The organism is Kushneria sinocarnis, from assembly GCF_003633775.1.
GTDB lineage: Bacteria > Pseudomonadota > Gammaproteobacteria > Pseudomonadales > Halomonadaceae > Kushneria > Kushneria sinocarnis.
Map to the genome: position 1 here is coordinate 256,925 of NZ_RBIN01000001.1, position 19,644 is coordinate 276,568.

The window sequence follows — 19,644 nt, forward strand, 5'->3', positions numbered from 1 at the left end:
TGACGAGCATGACGGGGCGCCATGGTCGGGCCGCGGCTACATCAGCCGTGTGCCGAGCGGCACCGCGTGATCCGGCACGCACAGGGCCACCTCGCCCTGCTCGTTGTGAAAGCCGGTGACCAGGCATTCGGACATCAGCGGGCCGACCTGCTTTTTCGGCAGATTGGTCACGGCCACCACCAGCCGACCGCTCAGCTCATCCGGCGTATAGAGAGCGGTGAGCTGGGCGCTGGACTTCTTCACGCCGAGCGTCTCGCCGAAGTCGACATGCAGGATATAGGCCGGCCGCCGGGCCTCTGGAAAGGGCTCGGCACTGATGATGCGGCCGATGCGCAGTTCGACCCGGGTGAAGTCGTCCCAGCCAATGGTGCTCATGTGTATCCCTTCTGCAGAAACCGGCTGTCGAGTCTAGCCCGTGCGAGGGCACCAGGTCATTACCGCCTGCCCCGGCGCGATCGGGCCGGCAGGGCGCTGCGGAGCTGAAGAAGCCGGCACGAGCACCTATGCTGGGAAGACCGGACTTCAACCGGCCTGTATTCATGAACGGAGGCCGACCATGGTCGAATACGGCAATGTCAGCATCGAGCTGGATCAGTACGGCAGCAGGGGCCGCCATCAGTCCCACACCTTCACCGGGCAGACGGTCGATATCACCTTTCACAAGCCACGCGATCACCACAACGAGGATGGCCGGATCGAGCGTGAAACCGAACCCTGCGAGGTGATCTGGCGTGAGGGTGCGGCGCACGGCAAGGCCCTGAAGAACGCCGAAGTGCATATTCACGATCGCGACGGACAGTATCTGCTGGGCGGCGATGTCATCGTCGAACAGGAGACCGAGGCCGAGCGTCGGGAGGATATCGGCTTCGGAGTGCTCTGACCCCGGGTATGCTCACTTCAGCCCCAGCCGATGGGCCAGTCGATGCAGGTTGCCACTGTCCAGCTGCAGCGCGCGTGCCGTAGCCGCCCAGTTGTGGTCATGGGCGGCCAGTGCCCGGGCGATGTGCGAGCGCTGAAATGCATCGACCGCCTCGCGCAGCGAGCGCCAGGACGCCTCGGTGGCGGCGCCGGGGCGGGGGACGGCCTCGGCGGCTGAAGCGGTGGTGGCAGCCGGCTCTGTCGCGTCCCGGACGGGCAGTTCCAGATGTTCGGCACGGATGCGCACGATGCTCTGGCGGCGGGCCTCGGCCTCCTGTGGTCCCTGTTCGCCCAGCGCCCGCAGCGCGGCGCGGGCAAGGGTGTGCTCGAGTTCGCGCACGTTGCCCGGCCAGTGCCAGGCCAGCAGGGCACCTTCGGCGGCCTCGTCGAGGCGCAGGTTGGCCACCCCCAGCCGGACCCGGTTGTCCTCCAGGAAGCTGCCTGCCAGCAGGATGATGTCCTCGCGGCGCTCGCGCAGGGCCGGAATCTCCAGCGGAAAGACGCCGAGGCGATGGTAGAGATCCTCGCGGAACCGCCCGGCAGCCACTTCGGCGTGCAGCTCGCGGTTGGTGACCGCCACCACCCGCACATCGACCTGCACGCTCTTCTCGCTGCCCAGCGGCTGGATCTCGCCCTCCTGCAGTACCCGTAGCAGCTTGGGCTGCAGCGCCAGCTGCAGCTCGCCGATCTCGTCGAGCATCAGGGTGCCGCCATCGGCCATGGCAAAGTGACCGCGATGGTCGCGCACCGCGCCGGAGAAGGCGCCCCGGCGATGGCCGAACAGCTCGCTCTCCACCAGCGCCTCGGGCAGGGTGGCGCAGTTGACCCGCACCAGCGGCGCATGACTGCGGGTGGAGAGCTCGTGCAGCCGGCGGGTAATCAACTCCTTGCCGACCCCGGTTTCACCATGCAGCAGCACGCTCATGTCGGTGGGTGCCACCAGCGCCAGACTCTCCTCGAGCCGGCGCATGGCGGGGCTGTGCCACTGCGGGGTGCGACCCGGCAGCGGGGTTTCCGGCGCCAGCGCCTCGTTGAGCCGCGAGCGGGTGTCACTGAGCTGCCAGGCCAGCCGCAGGCAGGTGCCCAGCAGTCCGGCGGCGGCCAGCAGTTCATCATCATCGATGGCGGCAAGCCGGCCGGGCTCGAGCGCATCGAGAGTGAGCATGCCGATCAGCCGATCGCCATCGCGCAGGGCGACGCCGAGGCAGTCGTGGACATGGGTCAGCGCCTCGTCGAGCAGCCCGTCGAAGGGGTCCGGCAGCTCACAGTCCTGCGGGAAGCGGCAGACATCGGGATGGGCGGCAATCGCGGCCAGCCGGGGGTGCGCCTGCAGCGCAAAGTGGCGCCCGCGCACCTCATCGTCCAGCCCCAGCACGGCGACCGGCTGCAGGCCCTCGTCGGTGGCCATCATCAGGGTGCTGGCATCGGCCGGGTAGCTGCCGACCAGCGCCTCCAGCAGCTGCGACCACTGTGCCGGCAGGCTCTCGGCGGCCTGGCCGGCACTCAGACGGGCCAGCAGGTCACGCAGGGTGGAGAGAAAGCGTGTCATCGTGACAGTCATCCGCAGGCAGTGTCGTATTGACAGTATTTGGGTAGGTCATTGTGACACTCTCCGACCGGTGGCGGCCATTGCCAGGGGCCGCGATGCCCTCCCGGCAGCGACGTGCAGGGCCCGTCCTGACGAGGCGGGCGGCAGGGCGTGGGGCGGAGTGTCGCAGATGCTGCGCTGGCGTGAGGCCCTGGCACGGCGCTTGCTCGGACAGGGGGTGATCGTCACGTTTTCGAGGACACCGCATGCTGACCGAATCCCAGGAAGCCATCATTGCCGATACCACGCCGGTGGTGGCCGACCACATCGACGCCATTGCCCGACGCTTCTATCCGCTGCTGTTCGAGCGCTACCCCGAGGTACGCTCGCTGTTCAACGTCACCCACCAGCAGTCGGGCGCCCAGCCACGCGCGCTGGCCGGTGCCGTGGTGGCCTATGTTCAGCTGCGTCACGACCCGCAGCGGGTGCGCCGGGCACTGACAACCATCGTCGACAAGCATGTCTCGCTGAACATCCGTCCCGAACACTACCCCATGGTGGGGGAGTGTCTGATGGCCGCGATCGGCGAGGTGCTGGGTGACGCCGTGACGCCGGCGATCGCCGATGCCTGGCAGGCGCTCTACGGTGAGCTCGCCGAGCTGCTGATCAGCCTGGAGCACGAGCGTTACGACGAGTTTGCCCGCCGTCCGGGCGGCTGGCAGGGCGCGCGTCGATTCCGTATTGCCGAGCGCCGGCCCGAGAGTGCGGTCATCACCTCCTTTGTGCTGGCCCCCGAGGATGGCGGGCCGGTCGCCGATTTCGCGCCGGGGCAGTTCATCGGCGTGCGATTGCGGATCGAGGGCGAAATCGTCCATCGGCAATACAGCCTGTCGGCTTCGCCCGATGGCCGGCACTACCGCATCTCCATCAAGCGGGAGGAGGAGGGGCGGGTCAGCCGCCATTTCCACGACCGGATGCAGCCCGGCGATACGCTCGAACTGCTGCCGCCGGCGGGGGAGCTGACGCTGGTGCCGGGGCGCGAGCCGGTGATGCTGCTCAGCGGCGGAGTCGGCCAGACACCGATGCTGTCGCTGGCCCGCCAGGCCCTGCAGGCAGGGCGTCGGGTGATCTATCTGCACGCGGCGCGCGATGCCGAGTCCCATGCCTTTGCCCGCGAAGTCGCGGCGCTGGCGGCGGCGTATCCGCACCAGCTCGAACGGGTGACGCTCTACGAGCAGGGCGAGGCAAGCGACGCCACCATCCGGATCGGCCGTGTGGATCGCGCGCTGCTCGCCGAGCATCTGCCGGATGAACCCACCCGGTGCTACTTCATCGGTCCCCCGGGGTTCATGAACGCCGTCGAGCAGCACCTGGCGGCGCTGGGGGTGCCCGCGGCGCGGCGGCACCACGAGCACTTCGGGCCGTCCCGACGCCTGGAAGAAACGGTGGCCTGAGGTCACTCCTCGGTTGACGTGTGCTGCCCAGGCCAGGGCGAGAGCGCCTCGGCCTGCTGCGCCAGGGTGGTCAGCGCCGCGGTAAGCGCGGCCCCGACCGGGCGGTAGCGTGTGGTCAGTTCGACCACGAGCGACTGACCGGACGCAGCCATGACGCTGTCCTCGCTTTCGGCCAGCGCCTGCAGCCGGGCCAGCGCTTCCAGTTCGCTGGCCAGCTCGGCGCGCTTGAGGTGGGTGCGCAGTGTCTCCAGTTGCGGCTGCTCGAGCGTCAGCGGCTTGAGCCGGCGCCGCCGCTCGCGCAGCGGTACGGTCATCTCGCCCTGCCAGCGGCGGATCTCCGCCAGCCCGGGGTCGGCCGCCGGGCCGGGGGCCAGGCCGTGATGGGCCAGCCAGCAGCGCCACAGCAGTTCGCAGACATCCAGCCCGCCCTCGTCCTGCAGGGTCAGGCAGGCGGCCTCGACGCCGGGGCGGTCATAAAGCGTCAGCGCAAAGCTCCGAAGATCGGGGGTGAATCGGTTAGACTGGGCGGTTTCAGGCATGCTCAATATCACGCCGCGACCAGGCGGCGTCCTGCCATCAATGGAGAGAGGCATGATTGCATTCCGCCAGCTCGCGCTGCAACGCGGCGGGACACCGCTGATCGAGTCCGCCGACTTCACCCTCTCCGGACCGCAGAAGGTGGGGATCGTGGGGGCCAACGGCGCCGGCAAGTCGAGCCTGTTTTCGCTGCTGCTGGGTGAACTCTCGCCCGACCAGGGGGAAGTGGGGATCGACCCCGGCACCCGGATCGCCCACATGGCGCAGGAGATCGAGGCGCTCGACCAGGGCGTGACCGACTACGTGCTGGACGGCGATGGCGAACTGCGCCGTACCGAAGCCGCTCTCGCCCGCGCCCGGGCCGCCGAGGAGCATGAGCGCGAGGCGCAACTGCATGGCGAGATCGAGGCACTGGATGGCTATACCGCGCGCCCGCGGGCCGAACAGCTGCTGGTCGGGCTGGGGTTTGCCCAGGCCGATCTCGACCGGCCGCTGGCGGACTTCTCCGGTGGCTGGCGGATGCGCGCCAATCTCGCCCGTACGCTGTTCATGCCGTCGGACCTGATGCTGCTCGATGAGCCCACCAACCACCTCGATCTCGATGCCCTGCTGTGGCTCGAGCAGTGGCTGGTGCGCTATGACGGCACCCTGATGCTGATCTCCCACGATCGTGACTTCCTCGATGCCGTCTGCGATCACGTCGCTCATTTCGAGTCCCGCCGGGTCACGCTCTATCGCGGCAACTACACCACCTTCGAGCGCACCCGCGCCGAGCGGCTCGCCCAGCAGCAGGCCGAGCACGAGAAGCAGCAGGCACGGCGCGCCGAGATCGAGCGCTTCGTCGAACGCTTCCGCGCCAAGGCCACCAAGGCGCGGCAGGCGCAGAGCCGGCTGAAGATGCTCGAGCGGATGGAGGAGACGGCACCGGTACGCGCCAGCTCGCAGTTCCAGTTTACCCTGCCGGCGGCCGAGAAGGTCTCCAACCCGCTGCTGGCGCTGGATCGCGCCGTCATCGGCTACGCTGACGCGCCGCTGCTCGAGGGCGTGCGGCTGTCGCTGGAGCCGGGCAGCCGGATCGGCCTGCTGGGGCCCAACGGGGCCGGCAAGTCGACCCTGATCAAGGCGTTGACCGGGGCGCTGCCGCTGCTGGCCGGCAGTCGGGTCGAGGGCGAGCACCTGGCGATCGGCTACTTCGCCCAGCACCAGCTCGACAGCCTCGACATGCAGGCCACGCCCTATGCCCATGTGCAGCGCCGTTCGCCGCAGGCCAGCGAGCAGGTGATCTGCAACTTCCTGGGGGGCTTCGGCTTTCGCGGCGACGATGTCTTCGCCACGGTCGAGCGCTTCTCCGGCGGCGAGAAGGCGCGGCTGGCGCTGGCGCTGATCGCCTGGCACCGCCCCAACCTGCTGCTGCTCGATGAGCCCACCAACCACCTCGATCTGGAGATGCGCGAGGCGCTGGTTGATGCCCTGACGACCTTCGAGGGCGCGGTGGTCATAGTCTCCCACGATCGCCACCTGCTGCGGGCCAGTGTCGATGACTTCTGGTGTGTCGCCGATGGGACGGTGACGCACTTCGATGGTGATCTCGACGACTATCGCGCCTGGCTGAAGGCCCGGGTCGAACGGGCGCGGCGCCAGCCCGAGGAGACTGCAGCGGACAGCGACAACGCCGGTAATGCCCGCGAGGGGCGGGGCGATCGCAGGGCCGCGCGCCAGGCCGCGGCCGAGCGGCGCGAGCAGCTCAAGCCGCTGCGCAAGCGCCGGGATCAGGCCGAAAAGGCGGTCAACCGCATCCAGCAGCAGCTGGATGAACTCGAGCAGCAGCTGGCCGATCCGGGGCTCTACGAGGCCGAGCGCAAGGAGGAGATGACCCGGCTGCTGCGCGAGCAGGGTGAACTCAGAGCACAGCTGGATGAGCAGGAGCAGGCCTGGCTGGATGCCGAAGAGGCGCTGGAAAACCTGGAGGCCGAGCTGGCCGCCTCCCAGTGAAGGCAGCCCGGTCGGCTTCTATAATGACAATGGTCGATGATCGGCACTACGGATCGAAAGGAGTCGAGTCATGCCCTACGACAGTCGTGACGATATTCCCGACAGTGCTCGCAAGGTGCTGCCGCCACACGCGCGCACCATCTACAAGGAAGCCTTCAACGACGCCTGGCAGGAGTACAGGAACCCTTCCGATCGCAGGGGCAACAGCTCCCGTGAAGAGACTGCTCACGCCGTGGCCTGGAAGGCGGTCGAGGCGAAGTACAGAAAGGGGGATGACGGCCACTGGCATCCCAAACACTGATACGGCCGCCCTCGTGATGCCAGGGGAGGCCGTGCCGGGTCGCCCTGCACGGCCATGCGCTCAATCGGCGTAGATCATCCTGCGGGTCATGCCGCCATCGACCGGGAAGTGCTGACCGGTAATGAAACCGGCTTCGGGCGAGGCGAGAAAGGCCACCAGCGCGGCGATGTCCGCCGGTTCACCGATCCGCCCGGCAGGGTGCTGATGGTGGTCGATTGCGCGGTGTTCGGGGGGCTGACGGTGGGCCGCCTGCTGATGTTCGCCCACCTCGATCCAGCCCGGACAGATGGCATTGACCCGGATCTCGGGGCCGAGGCTGACCGACATGGCATGCGTCAGGGCCAGCAGGCCGCCCTTGCTGGCGGCGTAGGCCTCGCTGTCGGGTTCGGACTGCAGGGCGCGGGTGGAGGCGATGTTGACGATCGACCCGTGCCACTCGCGCAGCAGCGGCACGGCGCTGCGCGAACAGAGAAAGGCGCCTGTCAGATGGGTATCGAGCCAGCTGTGCCAGCCCTCGAGCGAGAGCGCTTCCAGCGGCCCGCTGTCAGGATCGGCCGGACCGGCATTGTTGACCAGCAGGTCGAGCCGGGCGTGCCACGCCGTCACTCGCTCGAAGGCCAGACGAACCGCCTGTTCATCGCCGATGCTGCCACTCAGCGGCAGCAGTCGCGCCGCCTCGAAGCGCTGCGCCAGCTCATCGAGCGCCTCGGCGTCGATGTCCAGCACCGCCACGCACCAGTCGCGGGCAAGGAGGTATTCGGCAATGCCGCGGCCGATGCCCCGGGCACCGCCGGTAATCAGCGCGACCCGGGCAGTGCAGGAAGAATCGGTCATGATGGCTCCGGGGATGACTCAGGTTTCCAGCAGAAAGGTCACCGGTCCGTCGTTGGTCAGCGAGATCTGCATCTCGGCACCGAAGCGGCCGGTGGCCACATGGGCCCAGCGGGCACGGGCCTGCTCGACCAGATGGTTGAACCAGTGCTCACCGACCTCCGGCGGCGCGGCGCGGGAGAAGCCGGGGCGCATGCCGCGTGAGGTATCCGCCACCAGGGTGAACTGTGATACCAGCAGCAGGCCGCCCTCGACATCACACACGCTGCGGTTCATGCGACCGTCATCGTCGCCGAAAATGCGGTAATTGAGCAGTTTGTGCAGCAGCCTGTCGCTGCGCTCGGCGGTATCATCGGGCTCGACCCCGATCAGGGCGAGCAGGCCGTGGTCGATGGCGCCGACCGTCTCTTCGGCCACCCGGACCTCGGCATGGGTCACGCGCTGAATCAGGGCGCGCATGGGCAACTCCGCTATGGCTTGAGTGAGTGTTACCAGGTGCGGCAGAGCATGAGGTCGCAGCGGGCCTCGCTCAGCAGCCGCTCCATCAGGCTGCTGGGAGCGCGCTGGCCGATGCCCAGCCGACCGTGGCTGCCCAGTGCCAGCAGATCGGGGGGCTGCTGGACCAGGCGGTTGAGCAGCACCTCGGTGGGGTCGCCCTGTTCAACCACCAGCTCGATATCGGGCTCGGTATCCAGCTCCCCCATCAGGCGTTCGAGCTCCCGCTCGAGCTGCTGGCGCAGTCGCGCCCGCTCCTGTTCGCGCCAGCGCCGATAGCCGCTGTCCGCCGACAGCTCGCGGGAGACCGGCATGTCCCAGGCGTGCAGCAGGGTCAGTCGGACACCGGGCAGCCGGGTCAGGACTTCCTTGAGGATATAGCGTGAAGCGAGCGAGAAATCGATCGGCACCAGCACGTCGTGCCAGCGGAAATCGGCGGTATGGGTAATGCTGAGCACCGGACAGGGGGCGCGCCGCAGCACCCGCGACAGGGTGGTGCCATTGACCAGATCGGCCTGGCCGTGCTTGCGATGGGTGCCGAGGATGGCCAGCTGGGTGCCGCGCTCGTAGGCTTCACGGACGATCTCGGCATAGGCATCACCGGGCACGATCTGGATCTGCAACTCCGGGCGGGCGACGCCGTGGGTGGCACACAGGCCTTCGACGGTGCGTTCGATTTCGGCCTCGATGGCCTCGTCGACGCCGGGTCTGGCGGTACCCGGCAGCCAGGGGTCGATGACATGCAGGATATCGAGGCGAGCGCCGCTGTCGGCAGCCAGACGGATGGCGCGGGAAAAGGCGGCGTGACACTCGCGGGACAGGTCGGTCGCCAGCAGCAGTGTCGGAGTCATGGCGGAGTCCTCATTGCAGCATCGCGGGTAATGACCCTGCCAGCATAGCCTGTACACGGGGCATTTCGCCGCTTTGATCGCGAGGTTTCACCACTCTACCACCATGCATGGAAGTGATGCAGCGGCCCCTGGCCGTGCCCGACGCCGAGACGATCGGCCTGCTCCAGTGCCTGGGTCATGTACTGGCGCGCCTCGCGCACCGTGGCCAGCCAGCCGTCATGCCGGGGGCGCAGCGCGGCAATAGCCGAAGCCAGGGTGCAGCCGGCGCCGTGCAGGGACCGGGTGGGAATGCGGCGGGCCGGCAGCTGATGCTCGCCATCGCCATCATGGAAGAGATCGTCGCAGCGTTCTCCCTGCAGATGGCCGCCCTTGAGCAGCACGTTGGGTGCCCCCAGCGCCGCCAGCCGGGGCAGCAGCGCACTCATCGCTGCGGGCGTGTCCGGTACCGGTTCATCGAGCAGCACCGCGGCCTCGGGCAGATTGGGCGTGATCACGTCGCTGATCGGTACCAGCAGTTCGCGGACGGCCCGGATGCCGTCGTCATCGACCAGCACATCGCCGCTCTTGGCGACCATGACCGGGTCGAGGACCACGAACGGCGGGCGGTAGTGCTCGATGGCTTCACGAATGATCCGGGCGGTGATGGTATCGGCGACCATGCCGATCTTGACGCCGTCGAGGGCAATGTCCTCGAACACGGCATCCAGCTGGGCCCGGATCATCGGCTGCGGCATCGGCAGCACATCGCGCACGCCCCGGGTGTTCTGCGCCACCACGGCAGTGATCACGCTGGTGGCATAGGCGCCGAGGGCGGAGAAGGTCTTCATGTCGGCCGACTGGCCGGCACCGCCGCTGGGGTCCGTGCCGGCGATGGTCAGCAGACGGGGGATGTGAGCAGTTGCTGTCGGCAAGGCGATACCCTCCGGTTGACCGGCCGGATGAATGGCTGCTGCCATTCTGACATCCGGTGGGCGGTTATTAAATTTCATTTCAGCAAGCCCCGGTGCTTGAAAAAAATCGCCAGCAGCGCGATCCTTGGGCAAGTAATACTACAGAAAAACAACGCTGTTCTAACGTGACTGGTGGTCAGTAGCATCCTGTCCGGGTGCTGCATTCAGGGTAACAGGCCATGAATGAAACATTCATTGGTGCATCCGCATGCGCCCTGGGCTCCCGGATTCGTCATCGGAAGGCATCTCCGCAATCGGATCGGCAGTGGCATGATTCCGGTTGCAGATGCTGGTGGCTGCCGGCACGAATCGACTACTCTGAACCGGAAGGCATTGATCGAACAGGGGCATGGGTGCCGGATCGGATCCGCGCTGTCCTGAACACGGGCCGATCAGTGCAGGCATTCCGCCAGCCGGTACGAGCGCCACGCAGATGGCTGGCACGTGCAGGGCACGACGGCGGAAGCAGGAGTAGTCAAGTCTAGCCCGTGATCCGACTGTCACCCGATGAGTGAATGGCGATGGACCTGACACAGCAGCTCGCCCAGCACTGGGCAACCGGCGTTTTCATCGTGGCCGCATTCGGCCTCTGTGCCCTCATGGTCGGTCTTTCCGGCCTGCTGGGCGGCAAGGCCTGGGGCCATCGCAAGGATACCCCCTACGAGTCCGGCATCCTGCCGGCCGGCAGCGCGCACCAGCGGCTGTCGATCCAGTTCTATCTGGTCGCGATGCTGTTCGTGATCTTCGATGTGGAAGCCCTGTACCTGTTTGCCTGGGCCACGGCCATCCGCCAGAGCGGCTGGGCCGGCTTTGTCGAGGTCTTCATCTTCATCGCCGTGCTGCTGGTGGGGCTGATCTACATCTGTCGCATCGGTGCGCTGGACTGGGCGCCGACCGGCCGCAAGCCGAACCGACCTCGCACCTGACACATTCGAGAGGGTGTCATCGATGCAATACAAGCTGACGCGTATCGACCCCAACACGCCGGAGCAGACCCGCTACCCCCTCGGGCGCGAGCGTGGTGTCGAAGATCCCATGGACAAGCACGTGCACCGCAACGTGTTCACGGGCAAGCTGGCCGACATCATGAACTCCGCGGTGAACTGGGGCCGCAAGAACTCGATCTGGCCCTACAACTTCGGCCTGTCCTGCTGCTACGTGGAAATGACCACGGCCTTCACCGCACCTCACGATATTGCCCGCTTCGGCTCCGAGGTGCTGCGTGCCTCGCCGCGTCAGGCCGACCTGATGGTGATCAGCGGCACCTGCTTCATCAAGATGGCGCCGATCATTCAGCAGCTCTATGACCAGATGCTCGAGCCCAAGTGGGTGATCTCGATGGGGTCCTGCTCCAACTCCGGCGGCATGTACGATATCTATTCGGTGGTGCAGGGTGTCGACAAGTTCCTGCCGGTCGATGTCTATATTCCCGGTTGCCCGCCGCGTCCGGAGGCCTTCCTGCAGGGACTGCAGCTCTTGCAGGATTCGATCCAGCAGGAGCGTCGTCCGCTCTCCTGGGTAGTGGGTGATCAGGGTGTCTACCAGGCGGAAATGCCTTCGCAGCGTGAGCGGCATCGCGATGACCGGATCGCCGTGAAAGAGCTGCGAACTCCCGACCAAGTCTAGAATCAGCAGGCGGCAGGGCCTGAATGATCGGGCCCCATGCCAATCAAGTTAGGGGCCGGATCGAATTTCATGACCACTGATACCGCATTGTCGAATACCAGCCGGGCAGCCGGTGAGCACGACCCCGTCGTTGACGAGTTGCGCTCCCGGTTCGGTGCCGAAGCCTTCACCCTGCAGCCTACGCTGACCGGCATGCCGGTGGTCTGGGTGGCGCGCGAGCAGCTCCTCGAGGTGCTGCAGTTCCTGCGCTCGCTGGCCCGACCCTACGTCATGCTCTACGACCTGCATGGCATTGATGAACGGCTGCGGGTGCATCGGGAAGAGCAGCCGCCGGCCGACTTCACGGTGTTCTACCAGCTGATGTCGTTTGACCGGAACAGTGATCTGATGCTCAAGGTGGCGCTGCACGAGGCCGACCTGCGGCTGCCGACCATCACCGGTATCTTCCCCAATGCCAACTGGTACGAACGTGAAGTGTTCGACATGTTCGGCATCGACTTTGCCGGTCATCCGCATCTGACCCGGGTGCTGATGCCGCCGACCTGGAACGGTCATCCGCTGCGCAAGGACTATCCCGCCCGCGCAACCGAGTTCGACCCCTATACGCTGACCATGGAGGGGCAGGACAAGGAACAGGAAGCCCTGCGCTTCGATCCCGAGTCCTGGGGCATGCAGCGCCACTCCGAGGAGACGGACTTCATGTTCCTCAACCTCGGCCCCAACCACCCCTCGGCGCACGGGGTGTTCCGTGTCGTGCTGCAGCTCGACGGCGAGGAGGTCGTCGACTGCGTACCGGATATCGGCTATCACCATCGCGGCGCCGAGAAGATGGCCGAACGCCAGTCCTGGCACAGCTACATCCCCTATACCGACCGGATTGACTACACCGGCGGGGTGATGAACAACTTCCCCTACGTGATGGCGGTCGAGAAGCTGGCCGGGATTACCGTTACGCCGCGCGCCCAGATGATCCGGGTGATGATGGCGGAGATGTTCCGCATCAACTCCCACCTGCTGTTTCTGGGCACCTACCTGCAGGATCTGGGGGCGATGACGCCGGTGTTCTACACCTTCAGCGATCGCCAGAAGGCATACAACGTCATCGAGGCGGTCACCGGCTTTCGCATGCATCCGGCGTGGTTCCGTATTGGCGGTGTAGCGCATGATCTGCCCCAGGGCTGGGATCGACTGGTACGCGAATTCATCGACTGGATGAATCCGCGGCTGGATGAGTACGAGCGCGCCATGATGGACAACTCCCTGGTGCGCGAGCGGACCGTCGACGTGGCGGCATTCAGTACGCAGAACGCCTTCGACTGGGGCGTGACCGGGCCCAACCTGCGGGCCACCGGCTATCAGTACGACCTGCGCAAGGCGCGCCCCTATTCCGGCTACGAGCAGTTCGACTTCGATGTGCCGGTGGGGACCAACGGCGATGCCTTCGATCGCGGCATGATGCGGCTCGAGGAGATGCGCCAGAGCGTACGCATCATCAAGCAGTGTCTGGAGAACATGCCCGGCGGTGACTACAAGGCGGACCATCCGCTGACCACGCCGCCGCCGCGCGAGAAGATGCTCAAGCACATCGAGACGCTGATCACGCACTTCCTGCAGGTCTCCTGGGGGCCGGTGCTCAAGCCCAACGAGTCGTTCCAGATGATCGAGGCGACCAAGGGGCTCAACAGCTACTACCTGACCAGCGATGGCAATACCATGAGCTATCGCACCCGTATCCGCACGCCCAGCTATCCGCATCTGCAGCACATTCCGTCGGTGATGAACGGCGGCTTCGTGCCCGACCTGATCGCGCATCTGGGCAGCATCGATTTCGTCATGGCCGACGTGGACCGTTAAGCATGGAACCATCAACCCGTGACGCGTCAGCGTCGTCATCCTACAGCCTGATCGCCTCCGACCAGTATCCCGATGACTTCGTGCTCTCCGATGAGGAGCGCGAGGCCATCGAGCAGGAGAAGGGGCACTTCGAGAACCCCCGGGCGGCGTCGATCGAGGCGCTCAAGATCGTGCAGAAGCGCCGCGGCTGGGTGCCGGACGGCGCCATCTATGCGATCAGCAACGTGCTGGGCATTCCCTCGAGTGATGTCGAGGGCGTGGCCACCTTCTACAGTCTGATCTTTCGCCAGCCGGTCGGACGCCACGTGATCCTGATCTGCGACAGCAGCTCGTGTTTCCTGACCGACTACGAACAATTGCGCGACGCCTTCACCCGTGAGCTGGGAATCGGCTTCGGCCAGACCACCGAAGACAACCGTTTCACCCTGCTGCCGGTCTGCTGCCTGGGCGCCTGCGATCGTGGCCCGGCCCTGATGATCGACGAGGATCTTCACGGCCCGGTGGATCCGGGTGACGTCGCTTCACTGCTGGAGCAATACGCATGAGCAGTCGACTGTTTCACACCAGCCGCAATCCCGAGACCCATCCGCTGACCTTCCGGGTGCGCGACGACCGGGCACCGGTGGGACTCGAGGAGTATCAGGACACCCGGGGCTACGAGGCCGTACGCAACATGCTGCGCGATCTCTCGCCGGATGAGCTGATCGAGCGGATGAAGGCTGCCAACGTGCGCGGTCGCGGCGGCGGCGGGTTCTCCGCCGGCATGAAGTGGAGCCTGACCATGAAGGGCGAGGGCGTGCCGCGCGGCTATATCGTCTGCAACGCCGATGAGATGGAGCCCGGCACCTTCAAGGACCGGCTGCTGATGGAGGAGCTGCCCCATCTGCTGATCGAGGGCATGATCATTGCCGGTTATGCCAACAATGCCCGGCTGGGCTATATCTTCCTGCGCGGCGAGTACGTCGAGGCCGCCCACCGGATCGAGCAGGCCCTGCAGGAGGCGCGGGCAGCCGGCATTCTCGGCCCGAAGGTGTGCGGATATGATTTCGATTTCGATATCTATCTGCACACCGGCGCCGGGCGCTACATCTGCGGCGAGGAGACCGCGCTGATCAACTCGCTGGAAGGCCGGCGTGCCAATCCGCGCTCCAAGCCGCCCTTCCCGGGACAGAGCGGGGCCTGGGGCAAGCCGACGGTGGTCAACAACGTCGAGACGCTGTGCAACGGCCCGGCCATCGTGCTGCGCGGCGCCGACTGGTACCAGTCGCTCTCCGGCGAGCGCAGCAATGACGGGGGCACCAAGCTCTACGGCGTCTCCGGCAAGGTGAAGGAGCCCGGACTGGTCGAGCTGCCGATGGGGGCCTCCGCCCGCGAGATCATCGACATGGCCGGCGGCATGCGTGACGGGCTGGAGCTCAAGGCCTGGCTGCCGGGCGGTGGCAGTACCGGTTTCCTGCTGCCCGAGCACCTCGACCTGACGATGGACTTCGACACCATCGGCAAGGCGGGCAGCCGCCTGGGCACCGGTCTGCTGGCGGTGATCGCGGACAATCAGAGCATTGTCTCGCTGACCCGCAATCTCGAGGACTTCTTCGCCCGTGAATCCTGTGGCTGGTGCACACCCTGTCGCGACGGCCTGCCGTGGACGGCGCGTATCCTGCACTCGCTGGAGAAGGGTGAGGGCGAGAACGGCGATATCGAAATGCTCGAATCGCTGGCTTCCGATCTCGGGCCCGGCAAGACCTTCTGCGCCCACGCACCGGGGGCGGCAATGCCGCTGCAGACGGCACTGAAGCACTTTCGCGCCGAGTTCGAGGCGGGAATTTCGCATCCGCAGCGCGAGGCGCATGCCGAGCCCATTCCGGTGGGGTCGGTCTGATCGACGGAGCCAGACTCCGGGGCTTTCGGCGTGATCGATGCGTCGAAGAGGATTTTCAACGACCCGTTGCGGTTCGGGTCGTGAGTGAATGAAAGGCGACGCCGCATGGCCACGATTCATGTAGACGGCAAGGATTACGAAGTCGACGGCAGTGACAACCTGCTGCACGCCTGCCTGTCACTGGGGCTCGACATTCCCTATTTCTGCTGGCACCCGGCGATGGGCAGCGTGGGCGCCTGCCGTCAGTGTGCAGTGAAGCAGTACAAGGACGCCGATGACACCCGCGGTACGCTGGTGATGTCCTGCATGGCGCCTGTCAAGGATGATGCCTATATCTCGATCGAGGACGATGAGGCAAAGGATTTCCGGGCCAGCGTCATCGAGTGGCTGATGACCAACCACCCGCACGACTGCCCGGTCTGCGAGGAAGGGGGGCACTGTCACCTGCAGGACATGACGGTGATGACCGGGCACGATCGGCGCCGCTATCGCTTCGCCAAGCGTACCCATCGCAACCAGAATCTCGGGCCGTTCATCGGCCACGAAATGAACCGCTGCATTACCTGCTACCGCTGCGTGCGGTTCTACAAGGACTATGCCGGCGGCGAGGATCTGGGCGCATTCGGGGCGCACGAGAACATCTATTTCGGCCGCACCACCGACGGCACCCTGGAGAACGAGTTCTCCGGCAACCTGACCGAAGTCTGCCCGACCGGGGTGTTCACCGACCAGACCCACTCCGAGCACTATACCCGCAAGTGGGACATGCAGTTTGCCCCGAGCATCTGTCACGGCTGCTCCAGCGGCTGCAACATCAGCCCCGGAGAGCGCTACGGTGATGTGCGCCGGATCGAGAACCGCTACAACGGTGAAGTGAATCATTACTTCCTGTGTGACCGCGGCCGGTTCGGCTACGGCTACGTCAACCGGGCCGATCGCCCGCGCCAGCCGGTGATGCGGGTCGATTCCGACGATGAGCGCCGGGATGAGCTGCTCGATGTCGGCGGGGCGCTGGATCACAGCGCCGAGCGGCTGAAGAAGGCGCAGCGCGTGATCGGTATCGGCTCGCCGCGCGCCAGTCTCGAAAGCAACCATGTGCTGCGCGAGCTGGTGGGGGCGGAGCACTTCTCCACCGGAATTGCCCAGCAGGAGTACGAGAACCTGCAGCTGATGCTGGAGATCCAGCGCGAAGGGGCGCTGCCGACACCCAGCATGCGCGAGATCGAGGATCACGATGCGGTGATCGTGCTTGGCGAGGATCTGATGCAGACCGCGGCACGTGTGGCACTGGCGGTACGTCAGGCCGCCAATGGCCGCGCCCAGGATCTGGCCGCCGAGATCGGCATTCCGGCGTGGAACGCCAATGCGGTCAACACCCTGGCCCAGGGTCGCCAGTATCCGGTATTCCTCGCCACGCTGACCGAAACGCGCATGGATGACCTGGCGCGTGAACGCTTTCACGGCAGCGCCGAGGAGATTGCCCGGCTGGGCTTTGCCGTGGCGCATGCGCTCGATGACAGCGCGCCCGCCGTGGAAGGCCTCGATGAGGCCACGCAGACGCTGGTGAGTACCATCGCCGAGGCGCTGATGACCGCCGAGCGGCCGCTGATCATCTCCGGCGGATCGATGGGCTCGCGCGAAGTCATCCAGGCGGCAGCCAATCTGGCCCGGGCGCTGCGTCAGCGCGACCGTCGGGGCTCGCTCACGCTGGTCAGTGGCGAAGCCAACAGCACCGGGCTGGCGATGCTCGGCGGGCACTCGCTGGACTGGGCGCTCGATTCGCTCGGCGAAGGTGACGCCGTGGTGGTGCTGGAGAACGATCTCTACGCGCGGGCCGATGCCGAGCGCGTCGACCGGGCGCTGGGGGCCGCGGAGTGCGTGGTCTGCGCCGATCACCAGAGCACGCCGACCTGGCTTCGGGCGGATATCGGCCTGCCGGTGGCCACCTTTGCCGAAGGCGACGGTACCCTGGTCAGTCACGAGGGCCGTGCGCAGCGCTTCTTCCAGGTCTATGACCCGAGCTACTACCGGCCCAACGATCTTACCCACGAGAGCTGGCGCTGGCTGCATGCGCTGCATACCACCATGGAAGCGCGCCGGGTGGACTGGACCCAGCTCGACGAGGTGACCGAGGACTGCGCCGAGCATCATCCGCAGCTGGCCGGTATCCGTGATGCCGCGCCGAGCGCGTCGTTCCGGATCAAGGGGCAGAAGCTGGCGCGCGAGCCGCACCGTTACAGCGGGCGCACCGCGATGCGGGCCAACATCAGCGTCAGCGAGCCGCGGGCGCCGCAGGATGCCGACAGTGCCTTCACCTTCTCGATGGAAGGCTACAACGGCTATGCCGAACCCCGCTCGCAGGTGGCCTTTGCCTGGGCGCCGGGCTGGAACTCGCCGCAGGCCTGGAACAAGTTCCAGGATGAAGTGGGCGGCCATCTGACCGGCAGCGATCCCGGCAATCGCCTGTTCGAGCCCGAGCCGGACAATCGGCTGGAGTACTTCACCGCCGTGCCCGGGCGCTTCGAGCAGCGTGACGATGCCTGGCGGGTGGCGCGGCTGCCGCACCTGTTCGGCAGCGACGAGATGAGCGCCCGTGCCGAGCCGATCCAGCAGCGCATGAGTGCTCCCTACGTGGCGCTCTCCGAGGGCGATGCCCGGCGGCTTGGGGTGGATGTCGGTACCGAGCTGACCTTTACCATCGGCAGTCATCGCCTGACCCTGCCGCTGCGCATCAGCAGCGAGCTGCGCGACGGCGTGCTGGGCGTGCCGGCACTGCCGACCATGCCGGCTGCGGTCAATCACGAGTGGGCCCACCTGGGTGAGGAGACCAAGGCATGAGCTGGCTGACACCGGACGTTCTGGTCCCGATCGTTCTGGCGATTCTCAAGGCACTCGTGATCCTGCTCTGTGCGGTGCTCGGTGGCGCCATCCTGACCGTGGTCGAGCGTCGCCTGCTCGGCCTCTGGCAGGATCGCTACGGCCCCAACCGGGTCGGTCCCTTCGGCTCGATGCAGCTGATCGCGGACATGCTCAAGATCTTCTTCAAGGAGGACTGGGTCCCCCACTTCGCCGATCGCAAGCTGTTCTCGCTGGCGCCGGTGATCGCCTTCAGCTCGCTGCTGCTGTCGTTCATGATCATTCCGGTCACGCCGAACTGGGGCGTGGCAGACATGAACATCGGCATCCTGTTCTTCTTCGCCATGGCCGGTGTCAACGTCTATGCGGTGCTGTTCGCCGGCTACGCCAGTGCCAACAAGTACGCCCTGCTCGGTGCCATGCGCGCCTCGGCCCAGACCCTCTCCTACGAGGTCTTCATGGGGCTGTCGGTGATGGGCTGCGTGGCGCTGGCCGGCTCGTTCGAGATGCGCGACATCGTCAACGCCCAGGAAGGCTTCTGGTTCGTGATTCCGCAGTTCTTCGGCTTCTGTACCTTCCTGGTGGCCGGGGTCGCCGTGACCCACCGTCATCCGTTCGACCAGCCCGAGGCCGAGCAGGAGCTGGCCGACGGCTACCACATCGAATACTCCAGCATGAAGTTCGGCCTGTTCTTCATCGGTGAATATGTCGGCGTGGTGCTGATCTCGGCGCTGATCGCGACCCTGTTCTTCGGCGGCTGGCACGGCCCCTGGCTGCCCGGCATCGTCTGGTTCCTGCTCAAGACCGGGCTGTTCGTGATGCTGTTCGTGCTGCTCCGGGCCTCGATTCCACGGCCGCGCTATGACCGCGTGATGCAGTTCGGCTGGAAGTTCTGCCTGCCGCTGACCCTGATCAATCTGCTGGTGACCGGTGCGCTGATCCTGCTCAACGCCCCGGCCTCATCCTGAACGAGGTAAGCCGATATGTCCGATACGTTTCTCGGCGAGGTATTCAAGGGAGTGCGCAAGGTGGTGGTCGGTACCGGCACCAACGTGCGCACCATCGGCATGGTCTTCATGCACTCGTTTCACAAGCGCGAGACCATCAACTATCCCGAAGAGAAACCCTATCTGCCGCCGCGCTACCGGGGTCGCATCGTGCTGACCCGCGATCCCGACGGGGAGGAGCGTTGTGTCGCCTGCAACCTCTGCGCGGTCGCCTGCCCGGTGGCCTGCATCTCGCTGCAGAAGGGTGAGAAGGAGGACGGGCGCTGGTATCCGGAGTTCTTCCGCATCAACTTCTCGCGCTGCATCTTCTGCGGCATGTGCGAGGAGGCCTGCCCGACCTCGGCGATCCAGCTTACGCCCGATTACGAGATGTGCGAGTACGACCGCCAGGAGCTGGTCTACGAAAAGCGTGATCTGCTGATCTCCGGACCGGGCAAGGATCACAACTACAATTTCTATCGGGTCGCGGGCATGTCGATTTCCGGCAAGCCCAAGGGGGCGGCGCAGAACGAAGCGCAGCCCGTCGACGTCAAGACACTGTTGCCCTGACCGGCCGGACAAGGAG

General features: G+C 66.1%; 19 protein-coding genes. 12 read left to right on the forward strand and 7 right to left on the reverse strand.

Features of this window, described 5'->3' with window-relative positions; all coding sequences use genetic code 11:
• Positions 1-36: 36 nt before the first annotated feature.
• On the reverse strand, positions 37-375 hold the full coding sequence (locus tag C7446_RS01190) for a tRNA-binding protein (RefSeq protein WP_121170478.1): 339 nt from the start codon (positions 373-375) through the stop codon (positions 37-39).
• 181 nt (positions 376-556) lie between these two features.
• On the opposite strand from C7446_RS01190, the gene C7446_RS01195 reads away from it, so the two are divergent.
• Entirely contained in the window at positions 557-880 is a 324-nt protein-coding gene (locus C7446_RS01195; RefSeq protein ID WP_121170480.1) for a hypothetical protein, read from the forward strand.
• 12 nt (positions 881-892) lie between these two features.
• On the opposite strand, the gene norR is transcribed toward C7446_RS01195, so the two are convergent.
• Complete coding sequence (gene norR / locus C7446_RS01200) at positions 893-2,467, reverse strand: nitric oxide reductase transcriptional regulator NorR (RefSeq protein ID WP_121170482.1); 1,575 nt, start codon at positions 2,465-2,467, stop codon at positions 893-895.
• A 245-nt stretch (positions 2,468-2,712) separates the two neighbouring features.
• On the opposite strand from norR, the gene hmpA reads away from it, so the two are divergent.
• Positions 2,713-3,900 carry an NO-inducible flavohemoprotein gene (hmpA, locus tag C7446_RS01205; protein ID WP_121170484.1) on the forward strand — a complete coding sequence of 396 codons (1,188 nt, stop codon included), beginning with the start codon at positions 2,713-2,715 and terminating at the stop codon, positions 3,898-3,900.
• A 2-nt stretch (positions 3,901-3,902) separates the two neighbouring features.
• Here the strand turns inward: hmpA and C7446_RS01210 are convergent, their stop codons facing one another.
• The gene (locus C7446_RS01210; RefSeq protein WP_170149963.1) at positions 3,903-4,439 is read right to left on the reverse strand and encodes a TIGR02444 family protein; all 537 of its coding nucleotides are present in this window, start codon (positions 4,437-4,439) and stop codon (positions 3,903-3,905) included.
• A 52-nt stretch (positions 4,440-4,491) separates the two neighbouring features.
• On the opposite strand from C7446_RS01210, the gene C7446_RS01215 reads away from it, so the two are divergent.
• On the forward strand, positions 4,492-6,429 hold the full coding sequence (locus C7446_RS01215; protein ID WP_121170488.1) for an ABC-F family ATP-binding cassette domain-containing protein: 1,938 nt from the start codon (positions 4,492-4,494) through the stop codon (positions 6,427-6,429).
• Positions 6,430-6,499: 70 nt separating this feature from the next.
• Complete coding sequence (locus tag C7446_RS01220) at positions 6,500-6,730, forward strand: ChaB family protein (RefSeq protein WP_121170490.1); 231 nt, start codon at positions 6,500-6,502, stop codon at positions 6,728-6,730.
• A gap of 60 nt (positions 6,731-6,790) precedes the next feature.
• Here the strand turns inward: C7446_RS01220 and C7446_RS01225 are convergent, their stop codons facing one another.
• The 4 genes from C7446_RS01225 to thiD all read right to left on the reverse strand — a co-directional run bounded on the left by C7446_RS01225 (position 6,791) and on the right by thiD (position 9,863).
• Positions 6,791-7,564 carry an SDR family oxidoreductase gene (locus C7446_RS01225; protein WP_121170492.1) on the reverse strand — a complete coding sequence of 258 codons (774 nt, stop codon included), beginning with the start codon at positions 7,562-7,564 and terminating at the stop codon, positions 6,791-6,793.
• 18 nt (positions 7,565-7,582) lie between these two features.
• Positions 7,583-8,020, reverse strand: coding sequence for a D-aminoacyl-tRNA deacylase (gene dtd / locus C7446_RS01230; protein ID WP_121170494.1), 438 nt, complete (start codon positions 8,018-8,020; stop codon positions 7,583-7,585).
• A gap of 29 nt (positions 8,021-8,049) precedes the next feature.
• Positions 8,050-8,907 carry a universal stress protein gene (locus tag C7446_RS01235; RefSeq protein ID WP_121170495.1) on the reverse strand — a complete coding sequence of 286 codons (858 nt, stop codon included), beginning with the start codon at positions 8,905-8,907 and terminating at the stop codon, positions 8,050-8,052.
• Positions 8,908-9,002: 95 nt separating this feature from the next.
• Positions 9,003-9,863, reverse strand: a complete 861-nt coding sequence (thiD, locus tag C7446_RS01240; protein ID WP_121170497.1) for a bifunctional hydroxymethylpyrimidine kinase/phosphomethylpyrimidine kinase — start codon at positions 9,861-9,863, stop codon at positions 9,003-9,005.
• A gap of 515 nt (positions 9,864-10,378) precedes the next feature.
• Between thiD and C7446_RS01245 the strand changes: the two genes are divergently transcribed.
• The 8 genes from C7446_RS01245 to nuoI all read left to right on the forward strand — a co-directional run bounded on the left by C7446_RS01245 (position 10,379) and on the right by nuoI (position 19,628).
• A complete protein-coding gene (locus C7446_RS01245) occupies positions 10,379-10,783 on the forward strand; it encodes an NADH-quinone oxidoreductase subunit A (protein ID WP_342768335.1) in 405 nt (134 codons plus the stop codon).
• Positions 10,784-10,805: 22 nt separating this feature from the next.
• Complete coding sequence (locus tag C7446_RS01250) at positions 10,806-11,483, forward strand: NuoB/complex I 20 kDa subunit family protein (RefSeq protein ID WP_121170501.1); 678 nt, start codon at positions 10,806-10,808, stop codon at positions 11,481-11,483.
• Between the two features lie 69 nt (positions 11,484-11,552).
• Positions 11,553-13,337: an NADH-quinone oxidoreductase subunit C/D gene (gene nuoC / locus C7446_RS01255; RefSeq protein ID WP_121170503.1), complete on the forward strand. Its 1,785-nt coding sequence runs from the start codon at positions 11,553-11,555 to the stop codon at positions 13,335-13,337.
• Positions 13,338-13,339: 2 nt separating this feature from the next.
• Positions 13,340-13,882, forward strand: coding sequence for an NADH-quinone oxidoreductase subunit NuoE (gene nuoE, locus C7446_RS01260; protein WP_121170505.1), 543 nt, complete (start codon positions 13,340-13,342; stop codon positions 13,880-13,882).
• Positions 13,879-15,216 carry an NADH-quinone oxidoreductase subunit NuoF gene (gene nuoF / locus C7446_RS01265; protein WP_121170507.1) on the forward strand — a complete coding sequence of 446 codons (1,338 nt, stop codon included), beginning with the start codon at positions 13,879-13,881 and terminating at the stop codon, positions 15,214-15,216. Before nuoE ends, nuoF begins: the two co-directional genes overlap by 4 nt.
• A 105-nt stretch (positions 15,217-15,321) precedes the next feature.
• Positions 15,322-18,054, forward strand: a complete 2,733-nt coding sequence (nuoG, locus tag C7446_RS01270) for an NADH-quinone oxidoreductase subunit NuoG (RefSeq protein WP_121170509.1) — start codon at positions 15,322-15,324, stop codon at positions 18,052-18,054.
• Positions 18,051-19,040 carry an NADH-quinone oxidoreductase subunit NuoH gene (gene nuoH, locus C7446_RS01275; RefSeq protein ID WP_121170511.1) on the forward strand — a complete coding sequence of 330 codons (990 nt, stop codon included), beginning with the start codon at positions 18,051-18,053 and terminating at the stop codon, positions 19,038-19,040. The genes nuoG and nuoH overlap by 4 nt, the downstream gene beginning before the upstream one ends.
• A gap of 15 nt (positions 19,041-19,055) precedes the next feature.
• Positions 19,056-19,628: an NADH-quinone oxidoreductase subunit NuoI gene (nuoI, locus tag C7446_RS01280; RefSeq protein WP_121170513.1), complete on the forward strand. Its 573-nt coding sequence runs from the start codon at positions 19,056-19,058 to the stop codon at positions 19,626-19,628.
• The last annotated feature ends 16 nt before the right edge of the window (positions 19,629-19,644 follow it).

Excerpts from the sequence above, each read along its gene's own strand:
- C7446_RS01195 (WP_121170480.1), top strand. The coding sequence starts at position 557 with ATGGTCGAATACGGCAATGTCAGCATCGAGCTGGATCAGTACGGCAGC.
- norR (WP_121170482.1), bottom strand. The coding sequence starts at position 2,467 with ATGACACGCTTTCTCTCCACCCTGCGTGACCTGCTGGCCCGTCTGAGT.
- C7446_RS01220 (WP_121170490.1), top strand. The coding sequence starts at position 6,500 with ATGCCCTACGACAGTCGTGACGATATTCCCGACAGTGCTCGCAAGGTG.
- dtd (WP_121170494.1), bottom strand. The coding sequence starts at position 8,020 with ATGCGCGCCCTGATTCAGCGCGTGACCCATGCCGAGGTCCGGGTGGCC.
- nuoH (WP_121170511.1), top strand. The coding sequence starts at position 18,051 with ATGAGCTGGCTGACACCGGACGTTCTGGTCCCGATCGTTCTGGCGATT.
- C7446_RS01190 (WP_121170478.1), bottom strand. The coding sequence starts at position 375 with ATGAGCACCATTGGCTGGGACGACTTCACCCGGGTCGAACTGCGCATC.
- C7446_RS01215 (WP_121170488.1), top strand. The coding sequence starts at position 4,492 with ATGATTGCATTCCGCCAGCTCGCGCTGCAACGCGGCGGGACACCGCTG.
- thiD (WP_121170497.1), bottom strand. The coding sequence starts at position 9,863 with ATGGCAGCAGCCATTCATCCGGCCGGTCAACCGGAGGGTATCGCCTTG.
- nuoG (WP_121170509.1), top strand. The coding sequence starts at position 15,322 with ATGGCCACGATTCATGTAGACGGCAAGGATTACGAAGTCGACGGCAGT.
- C7446_RS01235 (WP_121170495.1), bottom strand. The coding sequence starts at position 8,907 with ATGACTCCGACACTGCTGCTGGCGACCGACCTGTCCCGCGAGTGTCAC.
- hmpA (WP_121170484.1), top strand. The coding sequence starts at position 2,713 with ATGCTGACCGAATCCCAGGAAGCCATCATTGCCGATACCACGCCGGTG.
- nuoF (WP_121170507.1), top strand. The coding sequence starts at position 13,879 with ATGAGCAGTCGACTGTTTCACACCAGCCGCAATCCCGAGACCCATCCG.
- C7446_RS01245 (WP_342768335.1), top strand. The coding sequence starts at position 10,379 with ATGGACCTGACACAGCAGCTCGCCCAGCACTGGGCAACCGGCGTTTTC.
- C7446_RS01250 (WP_121170501.1), top strand. The coding sequence starts at position 10,806 with ATGCAATACAAGCTGACGCGTATCGACCCCAACACGCCGGAGCAGACC.
- C7446_RS01210 (WP_170149963.1), bottom strand. The coding sequence starts at position 4,439 with ATGCCTGAAACCGCCCAGTCTAACCGATTCACCCCCGATCTTCGGAGC.
- nuoE (WP_121170505.1), top strand. The coding sequence starts at position 13,340 with ATGGAACCATCAACCCGTGACGCGTCAGCGTCGTCATCCTACAGCCTG.
- nuoI (WP_121170513.1), top strand. The coding sequence starts at position 19,056 with ATGTCCGATACGTTTCTCGGCGAGGTATTCAAGGGAGTGCGCAAGGTG.
- C7446_RS01225 (WP_121170492.1), bottom strand. The coding sequence starts at position 7,564 with ATGACCGATTCTTCCTGCACTGCCCGGGTCGCGCTGATTACCGGCGGT.
- nuoC (WP_121170503.1), top strand. The coding sequence starts at position 11,553 with ATGACCACTGATACCGCATTGTCGAATACCAGCCGGGCAGCCGGTGAG.